Source organism: Arcticibacter tournemirensis (assembly GCF_006716645.1).
Taxonomy (GTDB): Bacteria; Bacteroidota; Bacteroidia; order Sphingobacteriales; family Sphingobacteriaceae; genus Arcticibacter; species Arcticibacter tournemirensis.
The window spans coordinates 1770961-1789074 of sequence record NZ_VFPL01000001.1 but is presented as its reverse complement, the minus strand read 5'-3'; the positions used below and the strand labels follow the sequence as shown (position 1 = coordinate 1789074).

16 protein-coding genes are annotated in these 18114 nt (G+C 44.2%); 6 read left to right on the top strand and 10 right to left on the bottom strand.

Annotated elements, in window-relative coordinates:
* Window positions 1-107: 107 nt before the first annotated feature.
* Entirely contained in the window at window positions 108-2345 is a 2238-nt protein-coding gene (locus BDE36_RS07625; protein ID WP_235904261.1) for a glycoside hydrolase family 3 C-terminal domain-containing protein, read from the top strand.
* A gap of 120 nt (window positions 2346-2465) precedes the next feature.
* Here BDE36_RS07625 and BDE36_RS07620 read toward each other — a convergent pair whose 3' ends face one another.
* Window positions 2466-3686 carry an ABC transporter permease gene (locus tag BDE36_RS07620; RefSeq protein ID WP_128769480.1) on the bottom strand — a complete coding sequence of 407 codons (1221 nt, stop codon included), beginning with the start codon at window positions 3684-3686 and terminating at the stop codon, window positions 2466-2468.
* Between the two features lie 160 nt (window positions 3687-3846).
* On the opposite strand from BDE36_RS07620, the gene fmt reads away from it, so the two are divergent.
* Window positions 3847-4779, top strand: coding sequence for a methionyl-tRNA formyltransferase (gene fmt / locus BDE36_RS07615; RefSeq protein WP_128769481.1), 933 nt, complete (start codon window positions 3847-3849; stop codon window positions 4777-4779).
* Between the two features lie 109 nt (window positions 4780-4888).
* Here the strand turns inward: fmt and BDE36_RS07610 are convergent, their stop codons facing one another.
* Entirely contained in the window at window positions 4889-6709 is a 1821-nt protein-coding gene (locus tag BDE36_RS07610; protein WP_141814387.1) for a MutS-related protein, read from the bottom strand.
* A gap of 114 nt (window positions 6710-6823) precedes the next feature.
* Between BDE36_RS07610 and BDE36_RS07605 the strand changes: the two genes are divergently transcribed.
* Entirely contained in the window at window positions 6824-7960 is a 1137-nt protein-coding gene (locus tag BDE36_RS07605) for an MFS transporter (protein WP_141814386.1), read from the top strand.
* A gap of 78 nt (window positions 7961-8038) precedes the next feature.
* Complete coding sequence (locus BDE36_RS07600) at window positions 8039-9190, top strand: AI-2E family transporter (protein WP_141814385.1); 1152 nt, start codon at window positions 8039-8041, stop codon at window positions 9188-9190.
* Between the two features lie 169 nt (window positions 9191-9359).
* On the opposite strand, the gene BDE36_RS07595 is transcribed toward BDE36_RS07600, so the two are convergent.
* The 3 genes from BDE36_RS07595 to BDE36_RS07585 all read right to left on the bottom strand — a co-directional run bounded on the left by BDE36_RS07595 (window position 9360) and on the right by BDE36_RS07585 (window position 12324).
* Window positions 9360-9620 (bottom strand): DUF3820 family protein, encoded by a 261-nt coding sequence (locus BDE36_RS07595; RefSeq protein WP_128769485.1) that lies wholly within the window; start codon window positions 9618-9620, stop codon window positions 9360-9362.
* Between the two features lie 188 nt (window positions 9621-9808).
* Window positions 9809-11458, bottom strand: coding sequence for a L,D-transpeptidase family protein (locus BDE36_RS07590; protein WP_244939608.1), 1650 nt, complete (start codon window positions 11456-11458; stop codon window positions 9809-9811).
* Between the two features lie 206 nt (window positions 11459-11664).
* On the bottom strand, window positions 11665-12324 hold the full coding sequence (locus BDE36_RS07585; RefSeq protein ID WP_128769487.1) for a heme exporter protein CcmB: 660 nt from the start codon (window positions 12322-12324) through the stop codon (window positions 11665-11667).
* A 78-nt stretch (window positions 12325-12402) separates the two neighbouring features.
* On the opposite strand from BDE36_RS07585, the gene BDE36_RS07580 reads away from it, so the two are divergent.
* Entirely contained in the window at window positions 12403-12885 is a 483-nt protein-coding gene (locus tag BDE36_RS07580) for a methylated-DNA--[protein]-cysteine S-methyltransferase (protein ID WP_128769488.1), read from the top strand.
* A 33-nt stretch (window positions 12886-12918) separates the two neighbouring features.
* On the opposite strand, the gene BDE36_RS07575 is transcribed toward BDE36_RS07580, so the two are convergent.
* The 5 genes from BDE36_RS07575 to BDE36_RS07555 form a co-directional block, all read right to left on the bottom strand.
* Window positions 12919-13356, bottom strand: a complete 438-nt coding sequence (locus BDE36_RS07575) for a hypothetical protein (RefSeq protein WP_128769489.1) — start codon at window positions 13354-13356, stop codon at window positions 12919-12921.
* A 52-nt stretch (window positions 13357-13408) separates the two neighbouring features.
* Window positions 13409-13744 carry a gliding motility protein GldC gene (gene gldC / locus BDE36_RS07570; RefSeq protein ID WP_128769490.1) on the bottom strand — a complete coding sequence of 112 codons (336 nt, stop codon included), beginning with the start codon at window positions 13742-13744 and terminating at the stop codon, window positions 13409-13411.
* A gap of 139 nt (window positions 13745-13883) precedes the next feature.
* A complete protein-coding gene (locus tag BDE36_RS07565; RefSeq protein WP_128769491.1) occupies window positions 13884-14141 on the bottom strand; it encodes a hypothetical protein in 258 nt (85 codons plus the stop codon).
* Window positions 14138-15517, bottom strand: a complete 1380-nt coding sequence (locus tag BDE36_RS07560; protein ID WP_141814383.1) for a DEAD/DEAH box helicase — start codon at window positions 15515-15517, stop codon at window positions 14138-14140. Before BDE36_RS07560 ends, BDE36_RS07565 begins: the two co-directional genes overlap by 4 nt.
* Window positions 15518-15546: 29 nt before the next feature.
* Window positions 15547-16350 carry an SDR family NAD(P)-dependent oxidoreductase gene (locus tag BDE36_RS07555; protein ID WP_141814382.1) on the bottom strand — a complete coding sequence of 268 codons (804 nt, stop codon included), beginning with the start codon at window positions 16348-16350 and terminating at the stop codon, window positions 15547-15549.
* Window positions 16351-16480: 130 nt separating this feature from the next.
* On the opposite strand from BDE36_RS07555, the gene BDE36_RS07550 reads away from it, so the two are divergent.
* Window positions 16481-17821 (top strand): dihydroorotase, encoded by a 1341-nt coding sequence (locus BDE36_RS07550; protein WP_141814381.1) that lies wholly within the window; start codon window positions 16481-16483, stop codon window positions 17819-17821.
* The last annotated feature ends 293 nt before the right edge of the window (window positions 17822-18114 follow it).

Genomic DNA, 18114 nt, shown 5'->3' with positions numbered 1-18114 from the left:
TCATCTTTCATAGTATTCATCTGCTGTTAACTTTACATGCTGAAGTTTAACCGGCCAGTTTTTTAGCCGACCAAATCTGTAAATCTATAATCATGTACTGTTCAATTATGAAAAGAATGTACGCCAGGGTCTGCACCATCTGCAGCATCCTTGTCGTAACACTAACACTAAGTTTCAAGCAGGCCGAAGCACAGAATGAGCTGCCTGTTTATCTTGATGACGCCAAACCGATCGAGGCCCGTGTTGAAGATGCATTGAGTAAAATGACACTCAAGGAAAAGATCGCTATCATCCACGCTCAATCGAAATTCAGCTCCCCCGGAGTACCCCGATTAGGAATACCAGAAAACTGGACAACGGATGGCCCCCACGGAATCCGTCCGGAAGTACTGTGGGATGAATGGTCGCAGGCGGGCTGGACCAACGACTCATGTACAGCGTTTCCGGCACTTACCTGCCTGGCAGCAACCTGGAGTAAGGACATGGCGGCCCTGTATGGAACATCCATAGGTGCCGAAGCCAGATACCGCAACAAGAATATTCTGCTGGGCCCCGGTGTCAACATTTACCGCACGCCTCTTAATGGCCGTAATTTTGAATATATGGGAGAAGATCCTTTCCTGGCAGCAAAAATGGTAGTGCCTTATGTTAAAGGAGTACAGCAAAACGGAGTGGCAGCCTGTGTGAAGCATTATGCGCTGAACAACCAGGAAACAAACCGGCATGGATATAATGTAAACGTAGATGACCGCACCCTTTATGAAATTTATCTGCCCGCGTTTAAGGCTGCTGTGCAGGAAGGCGACGCCTGGGCAATTATGGGATCTTACAATTTGTATAAAGGGCAGCATTGCTGTACCAATCAGTACCTGCTGAACGACATTCTGAAGAAAGAATGGGGATTTAAAGGCGTGGTAGTATCCGACTGGGGTGGCGTTCATGATACAAGGCAGGCGATAACCAACGGGCTCGACCTGGAATTCGGTTCATGGACAAACGGGCTGTCTCAAGGAAAAAGCAGTGCTTATGACAATTATTACATGGCCGACCCTTACCTGAAGCTGATCCAGTCGGGCCAGGTAGGCACAAAAGAACTGGACGACAAGGTGCGCCGTGTTCTTCGTTTGTCATTTCTGACAACGATGAATAAAAACCGCCCTCACGGATCTTTTGCGACTGAAGAGCATGCGCTTGCCGCACGCCGCATCGCTAGCGAAGGGATCGTTCTGCTGAAGAACAAAGGAAATCTGCTCCCCATCAACTTCAGTAAGGTGAAAAAGATTGCGGTTATTGGTGAAAACGCCATTAAGATGATGACTGTAGGAGGAGGAAGTTCTTCGTTGAAAGCCAGGTACGAGATTTCACCGCTGGAAGGGTTAAAGAACAGAATAGGTAGCCATGCTGAAGTCACCTACGCCAGGGGCTATGTTGGGGATACAACCGGCAACTATAACGGGGTAGCTACCGGACAAAATCTGGCAGATAAACGTCCGGCCTCTGAAATTCTAGCTGAAGCGATTGCAGCAGCTAAAAACGCTGATCTTGTGTTGTTCTTCGGTGGCCTCAACAAAAGCGATCACCAGGATTCTGAAGGAAATGACCGCAAGCAGTTGGAATTACCTTACAATCAGGATGGCGTGATCAGTGAACTGGCAAAGGCGAACAAGAACCTGGTAGTAATCAACATATCGGGGAACGCTGTGGCCATGCCATGGGTTGACAAAGTTCCTGCTATCCTTCAGGGCTGGTTCCTCGGATCTGAAACCGGGAATGCGATAGCGTCGGTGCTGACCGGCGATGTAAACCCTTCCGGAAAACTGCCATTTACATTTCCTGTGAAGCTAACCGACAACGGAGCCCATAATGCAGGTGAGTTCCCTGGCAACAAGGAAATTACTTATAAAGAGGGCATTTTCGTTGGGTACCGCTGGGCTGAAGCGAAAAAGATAAAGCCATTATTTGCATTCGGACATGGTTTGAGCTATACAACGTTCCAGTATGGCAAGGTAAAAGCCGACAAGAGCGTTATCTCTCCTTCTGATAAAATCACATTCACGGTTGATGTAAAAAATACCGGATCAAGAGCAGGCGAAGAAATAGTTCAGCTTTATATCAACGATGTTAAAGCAAGTGTTGCCCGTCCGGTAAAAGAACTAAAAGGATTCGAAAAAGTATCTCTCAAACCAGGCGAGCAAAAAACAGTGTCTTTCACGATAGACAAGTCTGCGCTAAGTTTCTTTGATGCTGCAAAACACGAATGGGTAGCCGAACCAGGAGACTTTGAAGCCATCATCGGCGCTTCGTCCTCGGATATCCGTACTAAAACAGCCTTCAGGTTAAATTAGTGATACCTTGTAAGTAGTAAGTTTCAAGTAGTAAGTAATAAGTTTTAAGGTATGTTAAAGGTAAAAAAGACCTGATGTTTACCACTTATTACGTATAACTTAAAACTTACTACTTATAACTCACTTAAACCCTATTGCCTTAACCGGAGCAATCTTTGTTACCATAGTGGAAGGAATAATAAGAATAATCAAACAGATTACGAGAGTACCAGCGTTGAGCAGAAGTATATCCGTAATATTGAGTTCGACAGGAACAAAGGAGACATAATAAGAGGCCTGATCTAATTGAAAGAAGTGAGTATGCGTCTGAAAAAGACCCAGTCCTATGCCGAGTACATTTCCTAACACCATTCCAAAGCCAATCAGGTAGAAGGCGTTTGTTAAAAATATTTTCTGAATCATCCAGTTCGTACTGCCAAGGGCTTTCAATATTCCGATCATGCTCGTACGTTCCAGAATAATGATTAGAAGGGCTGAAACCATGTTAATGATAGCAACAGCAAGCATCAGAACCAATATCACCTGGGTATTGACGTCGAGCAGCGACAGCCACTGAAAAATGGCGGGATAATATTCCTTTACCGACCAGGATTTTAGTTTAACAGGCAGCTCGTAGTAAACATTTGTTGCCGTTTCATCAAGCTTGCTGAAATCATCTACGCGTAATTCGTATCCTCCAACTTCATTATCTTTCCAGTTATTTAGTCTTCTAATCAGAGATAGGTCCCCCAGTACATATGTCTTATCCACCTCTTCCACGCCGAGATCATAAATACCGGATATAACGAATTTTCGTTTCCTTAAAGGCTCCTGAACAAAATACATCAGAAAGTCGTCGCCGGTTTTCAAATGCAGGCGGTCGGCGATATACTTTGAAATAATAACCTGGGTACGGGCTTTAAGACTATCTGTAAAATCGATCACTTTCCCGGCGACCATAATTCTTTTAAAGTAGTCCCAATGATAGTTTTTATCAACGCCCTTTAATACAACGCCCTCAATCTCATTATTGGCGTTAATAATTCCAGGCTTCAACGCATAAGGCTGAGCGTAGGTAATGCCGGGGAGCCTGGCAAGTTTTGCGATGGTATCTGCGCCAACGGAAAAAGGTGAATTCTCGTAAGAAGCATTAAGATCATACTTCATTACGATGATATCCCCCGAAAAGCCACGCGCCTTCTCTCTTATTTCAGATTTAAAACCCCTCATTACGGCTACAGACAGTATCATCACAGCCAGGCTAAGCATGATACCGGCAATAGCAATTCTTACACTCAGTTTCGAAAATGTCCGTTGTGATTTTAACGTTATTCTTTTTGCTATAAAGGCTGAAAGATTCAACTCTGCAGATTTTGTACTTTTAGCAAATATGCAAATTCTACCTTTTGTTTTATCAGCTGAAGGGCTCTTTATTTAAATATCCCTCTTTACATAAAGATATTTCTAACTGAATGAACTTTTTTAAGAACTTTGCTGACGGCTAACAATCAAAGGAACGAGGATGAGAATTATTTTCATGGGAACGCCTGAATTTGCTGTTGCGTCGCTGGATGCACTGCTTGGCGCAGGATTTAATGTAGTGGCTGTAGTTACAGCCCCCGACAAGCCCGCCGGCAGAGGACAGAAACTGAGCGAATCTGCAGTAAAGAAATATGCAGCGGCAAACAATATCAGTGTCTTACAGCCTGAAAAGCTCAAAGACCCTGGGTTTATAGAGCAATTAAGATCTTTTAACGCAGATCTTCAGGTGGTAGTTGCTTTTCGTATGTTGCCTGAGATAGTCTGGAACATGCCGCCAAAAGGTACTATTAACCTGCACGCCTCTCTGCTGCCCGATTACAGGGGCGCAGCGCCCATCAACTGGGCGGTAATTAATGGCGAAAAACAAACCGGGGTAACTACATTTTTTCTTCAGCACGAGATTGACACAGGGGATATCCTGTTCTCTGAAGCGGTGGATATTGGTGAAAATGAAACCGCCGGAGAAGTACATGATAAGTTAATGCATACAGGCGCCGGACTACTGGTTAAAACTGTAAAAGCTATTGAAAAAGGCGACTATAAGGAAACGCCCCAGAGAGAGCTGCTTAAAGGAAGCGGGACAGCAGATGTAAAGCATGCACCTAAGATCTTTAAAGAAGACTGCCTGATAAACTGGGATCAACCAGCCGTAAAGATTTACAATCATATCAGAGGATTGAGCCCCTACCCTGCTGCTTACACCCTTTTGAACGATAAAACTTTAAAGATTTACAAATCTTCATTATTAGCTGAGAAACCTGGAATTGTCCCCGGACAGCATGAAAGCGATGGAAAATCCTTTTTACGCTTTGCCTGTCGCGACGGGTTTATTGACATAAAGGAACTTCAGCTGGAAGGCAAAAAGAAAATGACCGCTGAAGAATTTCTAAGAGGATACCGACTTCAGGATTAGTGTTAAGTTATATGTATACATCGTAAGTTCCAGGCTAAATGGACTAATAGTCTTCGCTTTTACAGAAAGCCAATAAGTCGATTTACCTTTAACAGACCACTCAATTAATTCAGTGGTCTCCTGGGATTTCAATTCCTAATTGCCTCAATAACAACGATGCATTAAACGTTTTACAGGCTCCGTGTTTCAGCTTGTAATCGAAATGCATCTCACTACCCTGTACTTGTATATCAAAATAAAAATTCCTGATATATTCAGGATATTTCTCTTCCAGCTCCGCGATCTGCAAGTCGTGAGTTGCTACAATTCCTACGGCTTTTTGACCTATAAGCTTTTCAATGATAGCTTTAGATCCCCGGTACTTATCTGCAGAGTTTGTTCCCCTGAGCATCTCATCAATCAGAAAATATACTTTATCGCCTGTACGAAGTGCATCCAGCAATTGTTGTAATCGGTTTAGTTCTGCTTTAAAAGTCGATATGCTTTCATTAAGAGAGTCTTTAATCCGCATATAGGTAAAGATCTTCATGTTTGTAATCCTCATTTCCACGGCGCAAACGGGGGCTCCGCAGAACGCAAGCACAGCATTGATGCCCAGAGTGCGGAGGAAGGTGCTTTTACCCGCCATATTAGAACCTGTAATGATATCAATATTATGGTTATTCTCCAGATAGAAGTCGTTCTCAATACGTTTATCAACAGGAATAAGGGGATGACCGGCCGATTTAACACAGAGGGTATAATGGTCATGGTCCACTAATTCGGGGAAGCACCATTCCGGATAATTTATATGAATCCCGGCGATGCTTATCAGCGACTCCACCGTAGCCAGTACATCAAAGGCCTTTGCAACCAATAACCTGTTTTCTGATTTCCACGTTTCAATTGCAAGCAGTTGCCTGACGTCCCATGCCATCGTCACATTGAGCACCGGCCCTATAAATACATTCAACCTGTATTCCAAACGGTTAAGCAGTACCGAAAGGCCTTTTACCTGCTCAGATAGCCTCTTGTTATCTGAGCTTTTCAGCTCATCCTGAAGCTTCTGACATAGGGGCGAAGACCACTGCTCTTCTTCCAGCATCTTAAATGCATCTGAATAGAATGCCAAAGTGTTTCCAGCCTTTCCAATGGTCCTTTCAACTCTGTTTACGTCTGGCTGCCTGCTTAAAACAAGCGCAATATTTATGAGTCCCGGAATAAAAAGAAATAAGAGCAGGGGGGGATAAAAATAAGCCAGGACCGTTGCAGTCAGAAACACCCAGGGTACCGCCTTTATGTACACCTTGATCCAGCTTTTTCTTTTGTCGTGAATAAGTTCAAGATATTTAATCAGCCCCTGTACATCGCTATTTCCCGTGTTGTTATTTGCAAACAGCAATACCGACTGAAACTTCATTTTCCAGTCCAGTTTCGATGATAGCTCTTTTGCGGCAGCCTGTCTTTCTCTTATTTCTGCATTTCCTGCAGGTTGCAGCAGCCAGCCGGCGAGCTTTTGATTACCCGGGAAAGTGGCAGAGCGATTCAGCAGCTTAAACAGCGATGCTTTGCCGAAAATATCCAGATCGGATGAATAAGGATGTTGTTCTTCAGCAAACAGCGAGCCATCGGGATATATATTCTCCTGGGTATTGATGCTGCTGATTTCATTCTCGTTCACTTTCTTTAACGATATATAAAATTGCTTCTTTTTATCATATCGGCTTTGCCGGCTCACCAGCCATGCAAAGACAACGATCAACAGGAAAAACGCCAGCTCTGTAAGCCAGATTTTCTCGTATTCAAATGTTTGCCAGATAATCACACCACCCAGAACGAGAGCAAACAAACGAAGCAGAGAGTATCTGTTGGCTAAACGACTGTATCTCGTGATTTCATTGTCCGACAAGCCGATCATCTCCTGATAGCGGCTAATTACTGAATGATTCATGCTCTAAAGATAAGGATTTGCTGATTACTCTACATTTTTCATACTTTCGCAGAAATTTCAACAAAACGGCAAATAGAAGGCTGACTGCCATAAGCCGGAAGCTGACAGCTTAAGATGAATTCTCCCACAAAGGCACGCGTTGCCATCACATTATTTTTCTTTGTCTCCGGTTTCGGATTCTCAACCTGGGCTTCGAGGATCCCTGCCATACAACAAAAGCTTGATTTGAGCGACGCGGAGCTTGGATCTGTACTATTTGCCCTTCCGCTTGGACTGATGCTTACACTACCAGTTACAGGCTTTCTGCTGCAACGATTCAGCAGCCGGTTGATCATGTTGACCGGAGCTGTGCTGTTTAACTTTATGCTGAGCCTGATAGGCTTTGCAACATCTACCTGGCAGCTTGTAGTGGTGCTTTTCCTGTTCGGCTCTTCCCGCAACTTTTTAAACATTTCCATGAATGCCCAGTCAATCGGGGTACAGGCTTTATATAACCGTTCAATCATCACCACTTTCCACGGCATCTGGAGCATTGCTGGCTTTGCAGGAGCAGCCGTGGGATCCTTTATGGTCTCCACAGACGTCCCACCCTCCTACCATTTACTTATTTCGGGAATACTGCTCGTAATACTTAGTTTCTTTGCATTTCCCGGCACGCTTCCTCAGCCGCCATCGCAGAGCGGAGGAAAAGCCAGTTTTATCCTCCCCGATAAATCACTATTGAAATTTGGACTGATATCCTTTGTTTCAATGGCTTGTGAGGGCACTATGTACGACTGGAGTGGGATTTATTTTCAGAAGGTGGTACACGCTTCTAAAGACGTGGTAACCCTTGGGTATGTAGTATATATGGTAGCTATGGCTGCGGGAAGATTTACAGGCGACAGGCTCGTTGGTCGCTTCGGCGTAAGATCGATGCTGAAATATAGCGGCATTATGATCTTTTCTGGTCTTTCTATGGCCGCACTGTTTCCATTCCCTCTTACTGCAGGTTTCGGATTTATGCTCATCGGTCTTGGTGTGTCCTGCGTAGTACCTTTGATCTTCAGCATGGCCGGTAAATCGAAAGCTATGGGTACTGGCCCTGCAGTTGCCGCTATATCTACAGTCGGGTATTTTGGATTCTTACTCGTACCACCACTCATCGGTTATATATCTCACACCGCCGGCCTCAGATGGGCCTTCGCCCTGATGGCGCTGCTCGGATGTTCCATATCTTTTATGATCACCCGTATAAGGCAGGAAGAGTAATATATTTCTTCTGAATGGAGATTGTATCCGCAACCTATTTGTTCTTTCTTTGTTATAACTTTAATCTCACACATATATATGAAAGAAATTCCTGTAACAGTAAAGCGGTCCATAGAGCTGCTTGGCCTGTTCTTACTCGGGGCACTTCTGGTGCTTGGAAATAATATCATTATGCCTCTTATCATGGCATTCTTTATCAGCATCGTTCTGCTGCCGTTGTACCGGTTCTTCCGAAAGAAAAGATTTCCTGATTTTCTGGCCATCCTGATTCCAATCCTGCTGATGCTAACCATTGTTTCATTAATCGGATGGTTTTTTTCTTCGCAGATGGGTCGCATGATAGCCGACTTCCCCCAGATTCAGAAAAACGTCAGTCTACATCTCAGTTCTCTGAGTAAATGGATCAATGACATCAGCCACTTCTCTACCACGGAGCAGTTAAAATTCATTGATGAACAAAGCAGCAAGCTGCTAAATTATTCGGCTTCCATACTGGGCGGAGCTGCAGGTTCTGTATCTTCTGCTTTCATATTCCTCGGACTTTTACCAATCTATGTATTCCTGATACTTTCTTATAAGAATCTGCTTCTGCGCTTCATTTTCATGTGGTTCAAGCCCGATCAACACGAAAAAGTAGAAGAAGTATTAGGCGAAAGCGAATCAATCATCAAGAGCTATCTTATTGGCTTGCTAATCCAAATCACCTATATGAGTGTTCTCGTAGGGGGCTTATTACTTCTGTTTGGCATCAAACATGCTTTGTTGATCGGCGTGTTATTCGCCCTTCTTAATCTGATCCCTTACGTGGGTGCGCTTATTGGCAATATCATAGGGGTAATTTTAACACTTAGTTCCTCGCAGTCCCTGACTCCGGTGTTGATTGTGCTATGTACGATCGCTTTCGTCCAATTCCTCGATAATAATATCCTTATGCCACGCATAGTAGGGTCAAAGGTGAGGATCAATGCACTCGGAGCGATAGTCGGCGTCCTCATAGGAGGGGCAATTTCGGGAATTTCAGGTATGTTCCTTTCCTTGCCGATCATTGCGGTCATGAAGATAATTTTCGACCGTTCTGAAATGTTCAAGCCCTGGGGAGTACTTCTGGGAGATGAAAACCCGGGTGAGAGTCCGATGAAAAACCGGCAATTGCGATCAAAAAGTGATAAAGTACAACAAAAGCTTGAAGTAGAAAACGACATACAGCCTACCGATAAAGCGGAGAGTTGAAGGTTGAAAGTTCAAGGTTGAGAGGTGAAAGCCGAAAGGCGAGGGCTGAAAGTTGAACGTTGAATGTTCAAAGTTGAATGTTCAAAGAGAAAGTGAAATACTGAAAATGGAATGCCGAAAGCTGAATTGGGGTTGAGTAGTGGCGTCGACACCCTCATTGCTTTACCAGTTACTTTTTGTAAGGGCCTTTAAAAGTTTCGATATTCACATTGCCCATTGTCTTGTTTTTAAGCGGTGTCAGCAAATATTCAAGACCGTTTAGCCTGATCTCGTACATCGTTTGCAGCATCATGCCAAGTTTACCCTGAGGAAATCCCTTTTGCGAAAACCAAACGAGGTACGACTCAGGAAGGTTGCAAATCAAAGTCCCGGTATATTTGCCAAACGGCATTTTCATTGTCACTATCTGCTGAAGTATTTCGGGGTTCATGGGATAAAGTTATAAGTTTTAAGTAATAGGTTGTACGTTTAATTAAACATACAACCTATCGCGGTTTGCTGCCTGATACTTGCACCCTACATCTTGATACCTGATTCCTGCAACCTGCATCTTGCTGCCTGATACTTGCATCTTGCTACCTGATACTTGCATCTTGCTACTTGCTACCCCATACTAAGCTACAGTTTACTAAAATACATCGCCTTTAGCTTGCGGTCGTGCTCATAAACATCATCATAAAACCTTACTCTGCCGTTCTCATCTGCAGCAGCAGTAAAATAAACAATGTAGACAGGAAGCTTTTCTTTTAATGGCACATACTTCTCTTCACGCGTACTCACCTGGTCCAATATTTTTGATCGGTCCCATCCCGCATTGCGTAGCAAATATGCTGCGAGTTCTATCGGTTTTTCAACGCGAACGCAACCATGACTAAAGTCGCGCTTCGACTGACTGAATAATTGAGTAGAAGGCGTATCGTGAAGGTATATGTTCATGGAGTTCGGAAATATAAACTTCACCCTTCCTAAATCATTTTTAGGTCCGGGTTTTCTGCGTACAATGTACTGAAAGCCAGAGGTACCAGCAGCCGACCAGTCGACTGTAGAAGGATCTACTGTACCTCCGTCCTTTGTAATGACTTCCATATCCATCGCCTCAAGGAAACCCGAATTAGAGGCAGCCTTAGGTGCTATTTCTTCCTTAAGAATACCGGGTGGAATATTCCAATAAGGAGATATTACAACATGCTCCATTTTGTCGCTGAATATAGGGGTAGAATTGAGCTCCTTGCCGACAATCACTTTCATGCCCATTTTTTCCTTACCATTTTCGTAAACCCTAAGCTTATATTCAGGGATATTGACGATGAGATAGTTTGGTTCAAAGCTTTGAGGTATCCAGCGCCATCTTTCCATATTGATAATTACCTGCCGGATGCGGTCCTCAACCGGGATATTCATAAAGTTAATAGTCTCAGGGGTGAGCACTCCATTTGCAGTGAGCCCGTTCTGATCCTGAAAGCGTTTCAGTGCAACCGAAAGATCTTTACTGAACGTATTATTAACACCTTGTTCTGAGACGCTATCCCTGGCTATAAAAGCAGAAAGACGCTTGCGCAGCAGCGGAACGAGTTCAGAGCGCTGCCCGACTTTCAGCTTTGCTCCGGGCGGAATCTTTGGCCATCCCCCGTCTTCCTTAATCTGACGGTAGTTTGCCAGAGCTTTCTTGAGGTTAGCATACTGAGGGTGCATCGGCTGAAAGCTGGCAAACGGCAGCTTATCTTCCCTTTCTCCCAATACCGTCTGCAGCGCAAGGTCAAGCTTCATCCTGTTTCTTTTCACATCCCAATCCGCTTTCCTGGCCTCACGAGGCTCCAGCAATCCCCTGTAATAATCTGAGGCCCAGTTTAAATAAGTCGCGGAGAGCGCTGCATCTATTTCCTGTTCCAGAGCATCACGTTTATCAAGATCCCTCTTTATGCCTTTCAGGTCTTTAAACAGCTTTTTAAAATCTACTATATTATACCTCGCTGGATCAAGCCCTTCTTCTTCAGCCTTGCTTACAGCCTGAAGCATTTTTTCAGCTTCAGGAACCACTTCGTGATCTTTAAACCAGCCAAGCTTATATTCTCTTGCTTTATAAAACTGCATGGCCCAATAAAGGTCATCTTTAAATGCAGGCTTCGAATTCATGTACTGCGTTACATAAGCACTGTCCAGTACAGGTTGCTCTCCTGACTTCCTTTTGCTGCAATTGCTTAACGAAAACAGGATTAAAAAAATAAAGAGATTTAAAAAAATACCTTTAAAAAACGTCTTATTTGGCATTAACAGGGGTTTATTTATCATATAACAGTCCTTAGTGTGTGTTTCTTATTAGTTAATAAGAAAAAATCATGCCATGGCGGAGGAGTTGAAAGTTGAGTGTTGAAAGTTGAGTGTTGAAAGTTGAAAGGATAAGTTTAAAGTAGAGCGGAAAGCAGAAAGGTGAAAGCTTAAAGAAGAGGTGAAAGCTGATTGCTGAAAGCTAATCGTCAATCCCTCCAGAGAAACGGGAACAGCAGCAGCGAGATGGTTATAACAATAATATTAATGGCCAGGAGGACCCCTATTTCGTCGAGGCTGACACTTCTGTCAAGTCCGTCCATCGCATTCTTTGAAAACTTTATCAGCACGATAAGCAGAGGTATAATTACCGGAAAGCTAAGGATCGCCATCAGCGCTCCGCTATTATTTGCTTTTGATGCGATGCCGGAAATCATGGTAAATACGGAAGCAAAGCTGATACTACCGGCAAGTACAGAAAGCAAGTAGAAAAGCGGGTCGCCAATTGGATTATTGAACACCAGTGAGTAGAAAGCTATAGCAATCACCGACAGCAACAGCATTAACAGGATGTTGTAAACTATTTTTGAAATGATAATGGCGCGGGCGCTGGCGATGCTGTAGTAGTACAATTGCCGCCCTTTATTCTCCTGAAGAAAACTTTTAGCTATGGCATTGACCGAAGCAAAAAGCATGATTATCCAGAAAAGAGCATTCCAGGTTACAGGGTTTATCTGCTTAAACGACAGGTAACATACAAAGATAGTTGACACCACATACAGCAGGATTCCGTTTAAAGCATACTTCGACCGCCATTCAAGCACAATCTCTTTCTTTATAAGGTATCTCACCTGTCCCAGTAAATCCATTGCCACAAAGATAATGGATAGCGGTAAGAAACAAGAGCGGGCAGATATTTGAGCGTAACAAAATTATTATCTTTAAACATGTTTTCATCATCTATTCAGAGCCCCATTGGAGTCATCAGTATTAAGGCAGATGAAGAGTATGTTTATTGCATCAGCTGCAAGGAACAGGAACCGGAGGAATTCCCCTCCTCCTCGGCGCTTACTGATTTAGCAGCAAAACAGTTAAATGAATATTTTGAGGGGAGACGAAGCTCTTTTGATTTTCCGATAGCACAGCAGGGCACAGACTTTCAGCAGAGCGTCTGGCAGGAACTGTTAAACATCCCGCCGGGCTACCCCATCAGCTATGCGGCACTTTCCCGCCGGATGGGAACGCCCCTGGCTATCCGCGCGATAGCAGCAGCGAACGGAAGAAACAACCTGATGATAGTTGTCCCTTGCCACCGTGTTATTGGCAGCTCGGGAACGCTCGTCGGCTATGCCGGAGGGCTCTGGCGAAAAAAATGGCTTCTTGAGCACGAAGCCCGGATGATGCAGATTGGTCAGCTCAACCTGTTGTGATAGTATGACCGCCCCGGCTCCGTCCCTCCGATATTATTCCCCGCGCAACTGATTGCTCAGAGACTGAGCACGTTCAGTGCGTTTTCTTCTGCCTGCGATAATCATAACTACGGCGCCAAGCAAAAGCAATATCCACCCAGACCAACGATAATGCACAATGCCGGCAGCGGCACGGGCAAGCTTCTTGAATGGAATAAAACTAAATGAATCATTTACTTTGAAGTGCACAGCAACAAGCGTCAGGAGAATTAACAGCAGCTCAGCCCATCCGCAAAACTTCAGCAAGCCTGATTTTCCTGTAAATGCCGCGATGATAGCTAAAGCTGCAAGTACATAAACGATGGAAGCAATGCCTGAATGAAGGTCCCAATAATTCCAGTTTCCAATAATGGGCAAGTGAACCATGGGACTAAGGCCTCCGCCTATTATCAATAAGGCGCCGCACAGGCCTAAATAATTTTTAATTTTCACCTTTTTGAGTTGTAAGTGTTCAGTTTTACGTACTAAGTTAGATAATAAAACTTTACTGGCCCTGCTTAATCTCCATTTTCTCAGCAAAATGTGCGCAATAGTCTCTGAGATCCTCTACTATATTTTTCTCGCCTGTTGCCCTCAGAAAACTGTCGCCCATCGTCTGAAGGGTTTCGTAGAAAAATCGTTTCATTTCATCTACGGGCATATCTTTGGTCCACAAGTCTATCCTCAACGAATTTTTATAGTTATGATCCCACAGGGCTAGTATCATGGCTTTTGTTGCGAGTTGTTCTTTGTTTTCCGAATCCGTTGACTCCCATTTAATATTCTCAGGAACATTATTATCGTCCAGTTCTATTGTCAGTTTTATTTCGGCTTTCTTCATTATTATTGATTGATGATTACACAGATTACTATTTGATGATTATTATTTGATAATATACAGGTGCCTGGCGATTGACGGATCAACCCAACTGCCGACAGCTGATAGCATTTGCTGACAGCTAATTACTGAAGGCACTGGGTCAGCTGCCCGCCGCTCTGAATATCAGCAGCAAAATCGCTACAAAGATGACAAATATCGTTTCAACAATCCAAATACGTTTTAAATCACGCAAAAAACCCCTGAAAACAATATCAGCAACAGCACAAATGATTACAAGTATGAGCAGCAAAACGGTGCTTAAAAGTTTTTCCGAACTGCCGGCGTGCACCAGAGGATACAATAAAGCGACCAGAAGAGCCGCCGAAACGACATTTAAAGGGGTCAATCTGGTTTTCATCCTTTTTTTCTGCCTCTCGAAAAACCTGCCTTTGAATTTCCAGCTTTTCTACCTGAGGGCGCTGATCCTTTTTTTCTACTAAAAGCGCTCGTCTTGCCGCTTCCCGGCTTTGAAGTCTTCTTTACCGAATTTGCATACTTCTTTTCATGAAAAGCACCCTTAAATTCAGGATCTTCTTTTCTCTTTTGCATGTCAATTTCTCTTGCAATGGCCTGCCTCTCCTCATACGGTGTTTCCTCTACGAAAACATCAGAGGGAATATCTGCAACAGGAATCTGCTGCCTGATGAGTTTCTCTATTTTACGTACGTAATATTCTTCGGCAGGGTTGCAGAATGTAATCGCGTCTCCCGTATTAAACGCTCTTCCAGTACGTCCTATCCGGTGAACATAGTCTTCAATAATGATTGGAACGTCAAAATTGATCACATGGCTGACGTTCAGCACATCGATCCCGCGCGAAGCAACATCTGTGGCCACAAGGATCCTTACCTCCCCGTCTTTAAATGCATTAATTGAGTTGATCCGGGTATTTTGCCCTTTATTGGCATGGATCACTTTCACCTGATCCTGGCCATATTTTCTTTCAAGATATTTGTAAATATTATCGGCGACCTCTTTGGTTTTGCAAAAGATGATCAGGCGGTTTAACTCTTCGTCCCTCTGAAGAAGGTACTGAAGAAGGTTAATCTTCGTTTTTATGTTAGGAACGTAATAGAGTGCCTGTTGTACAGTTGCAGCTGGTGTAGCCTGCGGGTCTACTTCTATTACTGTAGGGAATTTCAGAAAGTCGCCCGCTATTTTATGGACGAGCTCACTCATCGTTGCCGAGAAAAGTAAGTTCTGGCGCTTGCGGGGAACGACTTCAAGAATGCGGTGGATGGATCCAATGAAGCCCATATCCATCATTTTATCTGCTTCGTCAATTACCAGGAACTGCAAGGACTTAACCGGAATATGTCCTTCGAGATAAAGATCCAGAAAACGACCTGGTGTGGCCACGAGAATGTCGAGCCCCTTCTTAAGCTGTTCAATCTGTGTTTTAGGGCCTAAGCCGCCGTAAATCACCAGCGAACGAAGATCGGTATACTTAGTAAAAACCTTAATATTCTCTTCGATCTGCATTGCCAGCTCCCGGGTAGGAGCCAGAATAAGCGCCCTGATGTCGGTTCCCTGAGCGTACTTCAGCTTCATCAGCATAGGAAGTACATAAGCTGCCGTCTTCCCGGTGCCGGTTTGCGCTATACCCATAATATCCTGTCCTGAAAGGATAGGACTTATAGCTTTTTGCTGAATAGGTGTTGGTACAGTATAACCTGCATCAGCTACCGCATTCAGAATCTGACGGTTTAATTTAAAATCTTCAAAAGAAGGCATAGCTGCAAAGATAGTGTTTTGGTTGGTTCTTATATGGTCGAAACCGAACCACCGTCTACCCGCAGATTAGCTCCCGTTATAAACGACGCTTGTTCCGAGGCAAGAAACGCAACAGCAGCACCTACTTCTTCGATGGTGCCGGGGCGTCCAAGCTCTATACCGGGCCGGTTCTGCTCAAGAAACTGATGCTGTGCCTCTTCCTTAGAGATCCCCCTGTCGGCAGCTTGAGCACGAAGCATGCTGTCGACCAGAGGCGTATAAATAAAAGCGGGAGAAACAGTATTGACCAGGATATTGTGCTTTCCGTAAAGCTTCGACAAGCCCTTGCTTAGATTAATAATGGCAGCCTTAGTTAAGTTGTAAGGGATCATATCGGGATAGGGCTGCAAGCCATTTTCCGACGACATATTAATGATCCGGCCCCAACGCCTGGCAATCATGCCCGGCGCGACAGCCTTTACCAGCCTGATCATTGTTACTACGTTAAGATCGTAAAGCGACAAATACTCTTCCGCATCGATTTCCTCAAAAGGGGCTTGACGCCCTATTCCACCAACATTGTTAACCAGAATATCGACGCCGCCTGAATGATTTCTGATGGTTTCCATTAAGCTGTCGACTTCATCCTGACTTGTGATATCCGCCTGAATTGCCTTTACAGGAGTTCCGGTATCATAGGATATTTCCGCGACCGTTTCTTCAAGCTCATTCAGTTCGCGCGCACAGATAAACACCTTTGCTCCGGTTTCGGAGAGAGAACGGGCTACACCCTTGCCTATACCTTTACTTCCGCCGGTTACCAACGCGGTTTTACTACTCAAATCAATCTTCATAACATTTTAGGCTGCATTTATATGTTCTATGCACCCATTTAGTAACAAGGCAGAAAACAAAAGAGTTATTGAATTTCGTAGAAAAGACACAATAATGATAAATGCTTAACTTCGTCCTTATTTTATCGCTATGTCGTCCATTCTTATAAAAGCCGCTACAATAGTTAATGAGGGCAGGATCTTTGCCTCGGATGTCTTTATTAAAGACGGATTTATCGAACAAATCGCGCCATCGCTTAACCTAAAAGCAGACAAGGAGATAAATGCAGAGGGGCTGCATCTGCTGCCTGGTTGTATAGATGATCAGGTCCATTTCAGGGAGCCGGGTTTAACGCATAAGGCTGATATCCAAAGTGAAAGCAGGGCTGCAGTTGCAGGCGGGATCACCTCGTTTATGGAAATGCCGAATACCGTCCCCAATACGGTAACACAGGAACTTCTCGAAGAAAAGTACAGCATTGCCGCAAAGAAGTCGCTGGCAAATTATTCGTTCTTCATGGGGGCAACAAATGACAATCTTGAAGAGGTGCTGAAGACTGATCCGGAACGCGTATGCGGAATTAAAATATTCATGGGATCGTCAACCGGAAATATGCTGGTTGACAATGAAAAGACCCTCGAATCCATCTTTTCCAAAACGCCGATGCTGATTGCAACCCATTGCGAAGATGAGGAAACCATCCGGCGGAATATGGAGATATTCAAAGAAAGATATGTTGAGAATATCAGTCCCGAAATGCACCCTTTGATCAGAAGTACCGAAGCCTGTTATAAATCTTCTTCGTTTGCGGTTGAATTGGCAAAAAAGCATAATACCCGTCTTCATATTCTGCATATCTCAACCGGAAAAGAGACGGAACTGTTTACGAATACGATCCCCTTGCAGGATAAAAGGATCACGGCTGAAGCCTGTATACATCATCTTTGGTTCTCTGACGAGGATTACCAGGAAAAGGGTAACTGGATTAAATGGAACCCTGCTGTTAAAACAGCGGCTGACAGAGATGCGATTCTCAAGGCCGTCATTAACGGATCAATCGATGTAATAGCCACGGACCATGCACCACACACCATAGAAGAAAAGTCGAAATCATACCTTCAGGCACCGTCGGGAGGCCCTCTTGTACAGCATGCCCTGTTAGCTATGCTGCAGTTTTACCATCAGGAAAAGCTCAGCCTGCAGCAGATCGTTGAAAAGATGGCACACAACCCTTCGATATGCTTTAAACTGAAGCAAAGAGGGTTCATCCGGGAAGGTTATTATGCCGATATTGTTCTCGCCGATCTTAATCAACAGGTAAAAGTATCGAAGGAAAATATCCTCTCCAAATGTCGCTGGAGTCCATTCGAGGGCTATACCTTTGATTCAAGGATCACTCATACTATTGTCTCGGGCCATCTGGCTTACGAAAATGGGCAATTTAATGATAGTAAGCCGGGGGAAAGGCTAATGTTCCATTCCAATCATTAAAACATCGCACAGGCTCAACCAGAAGCAAGCAAATGTGTTGAAATAGCGGCATCTGCCATCAATCATTCTTTTATGTAGATAAAGAATAAGAGAAGGTGTAGATTTGTATGGCCCTCGTTGTAATGAGACAGGAGAATTCTTCGGGTTGTCAGCACAGTGAGTGCAGGGTGAGTGCACGGTGAGTGCACGTTTTTCCGGGAAAAGGTGCACTCACCGTGCACTCACTGTGCTCTCACCCTGCACTCACCCCGAATAGTTCCAGAACAAGTCCCGAACGATTGTCATACAATTCT

What these genes read in the sequence shown, in the direction of transcription:
- BDE36_RS07625 (WP_235904261.1), top strand. Translation starts at nt 108, where the DNA reads ATGAAAAGAATGTACGCCAGGGTCTGCACCATCTGCAGCATCCTTGTC.
- fmt (WP_128769481.1), top strand. Translation starts at nt 3,847, where the DNA reads ATGAGAATTATTTTCATGGGAACGCCTGAATTTGCTGTTGCGTCGCTG.
- BDE36_RS07610 (WP_141814387.1), bottom strand. Translation starts at nt 6,709, where the DNA reads ATGAATCATTCAGTAATTAGCCGCTATCAGGAGATGATCGGCTTGTCG.
- BDE36_RS07605 (WP_141814386.1), top strand. Translation starts at nt 6,824, where the DNA reads ATGAATTCTCCCACAAAGGCACGCGTTGCCATCACATTATTTTTCTTT.
- BDE36_RS07600 (WP_141814385.1), top strand. Translation starts at nt 8,039, where the DNA reads ATGAAAGAAATTCCTGTAACAGTAAAGCGGTCCATAGAGCTGCTTGGC.
- BDE36_RS07595 (WP_128769485.1), bottom strand. Translation starts at nt 9,620, where the DNA reads ATGAACCCCGAAATACTTCAGCAGATAGTGACAATGAAAATGCCGTTT.
- BDE36_RS07590 (WP_244939608.1), bottom strand. Translation starts at nt 11,458, where the DNA reads ATGCCAAATAAGACGTTTTTTAAAGGTATTTTTTTAAATCTCTTTATT.
- BDE36_RS07585 (WP_128769487.1), bottom strand. Translation starts at nt 12,324, where the DNA reads ATGGATTTACTGGGACAGGTGAGATACCTTATAAAGAAAGAGATTGTG.
- BDE36_RS07580 (WP_128769488.1), top strand. Translation starts at nt 12,403, where the DNA reads ATGTTTTCATCATCTATTCAGAGCCCCATTGGAGTCATCAGTATTAAG.
- gldC (WP_128769490.1), bottom strand. Translation starts at nt 13,744, where the DNA reads ATGAAGAAAGCCGAAATAAAACTGACAATAGAACTGGACGATAATAAT.
- BDE36_RS07565 (WP_128769491.1), bottom strand. Translation starts at nt 14,141, where the DNA reads ATGAAAACCAGATTGACCCCTTTAAATGTCGTTTCGGCGGCTCTTCTG.
- BDE36_RS07560 (WP_141814383.1), bottom strand. Translation starts at nt 15,517, where the DNA reads ATGCCTTCTTTTGAAGATTTTAAATTAAACCGTCAGATTCTGAATGCG.
- BDE36_RS07555 (WP_141814382.1), bottom strand. Translation starts at nt 16,350, where the DNA reads ATGAAGATTGATTTGAGTAGTAAAACCGCGTTGGTAACCGGCGGAAGT.
- BDE36_RS07550 (WP_141814381.1), top strand. Translation starts at nt 16,481, where the DNA reads ATGTCGTCCATTCTTATAAAAGCCGCTACAATAGTTAATGAGGGCAGG.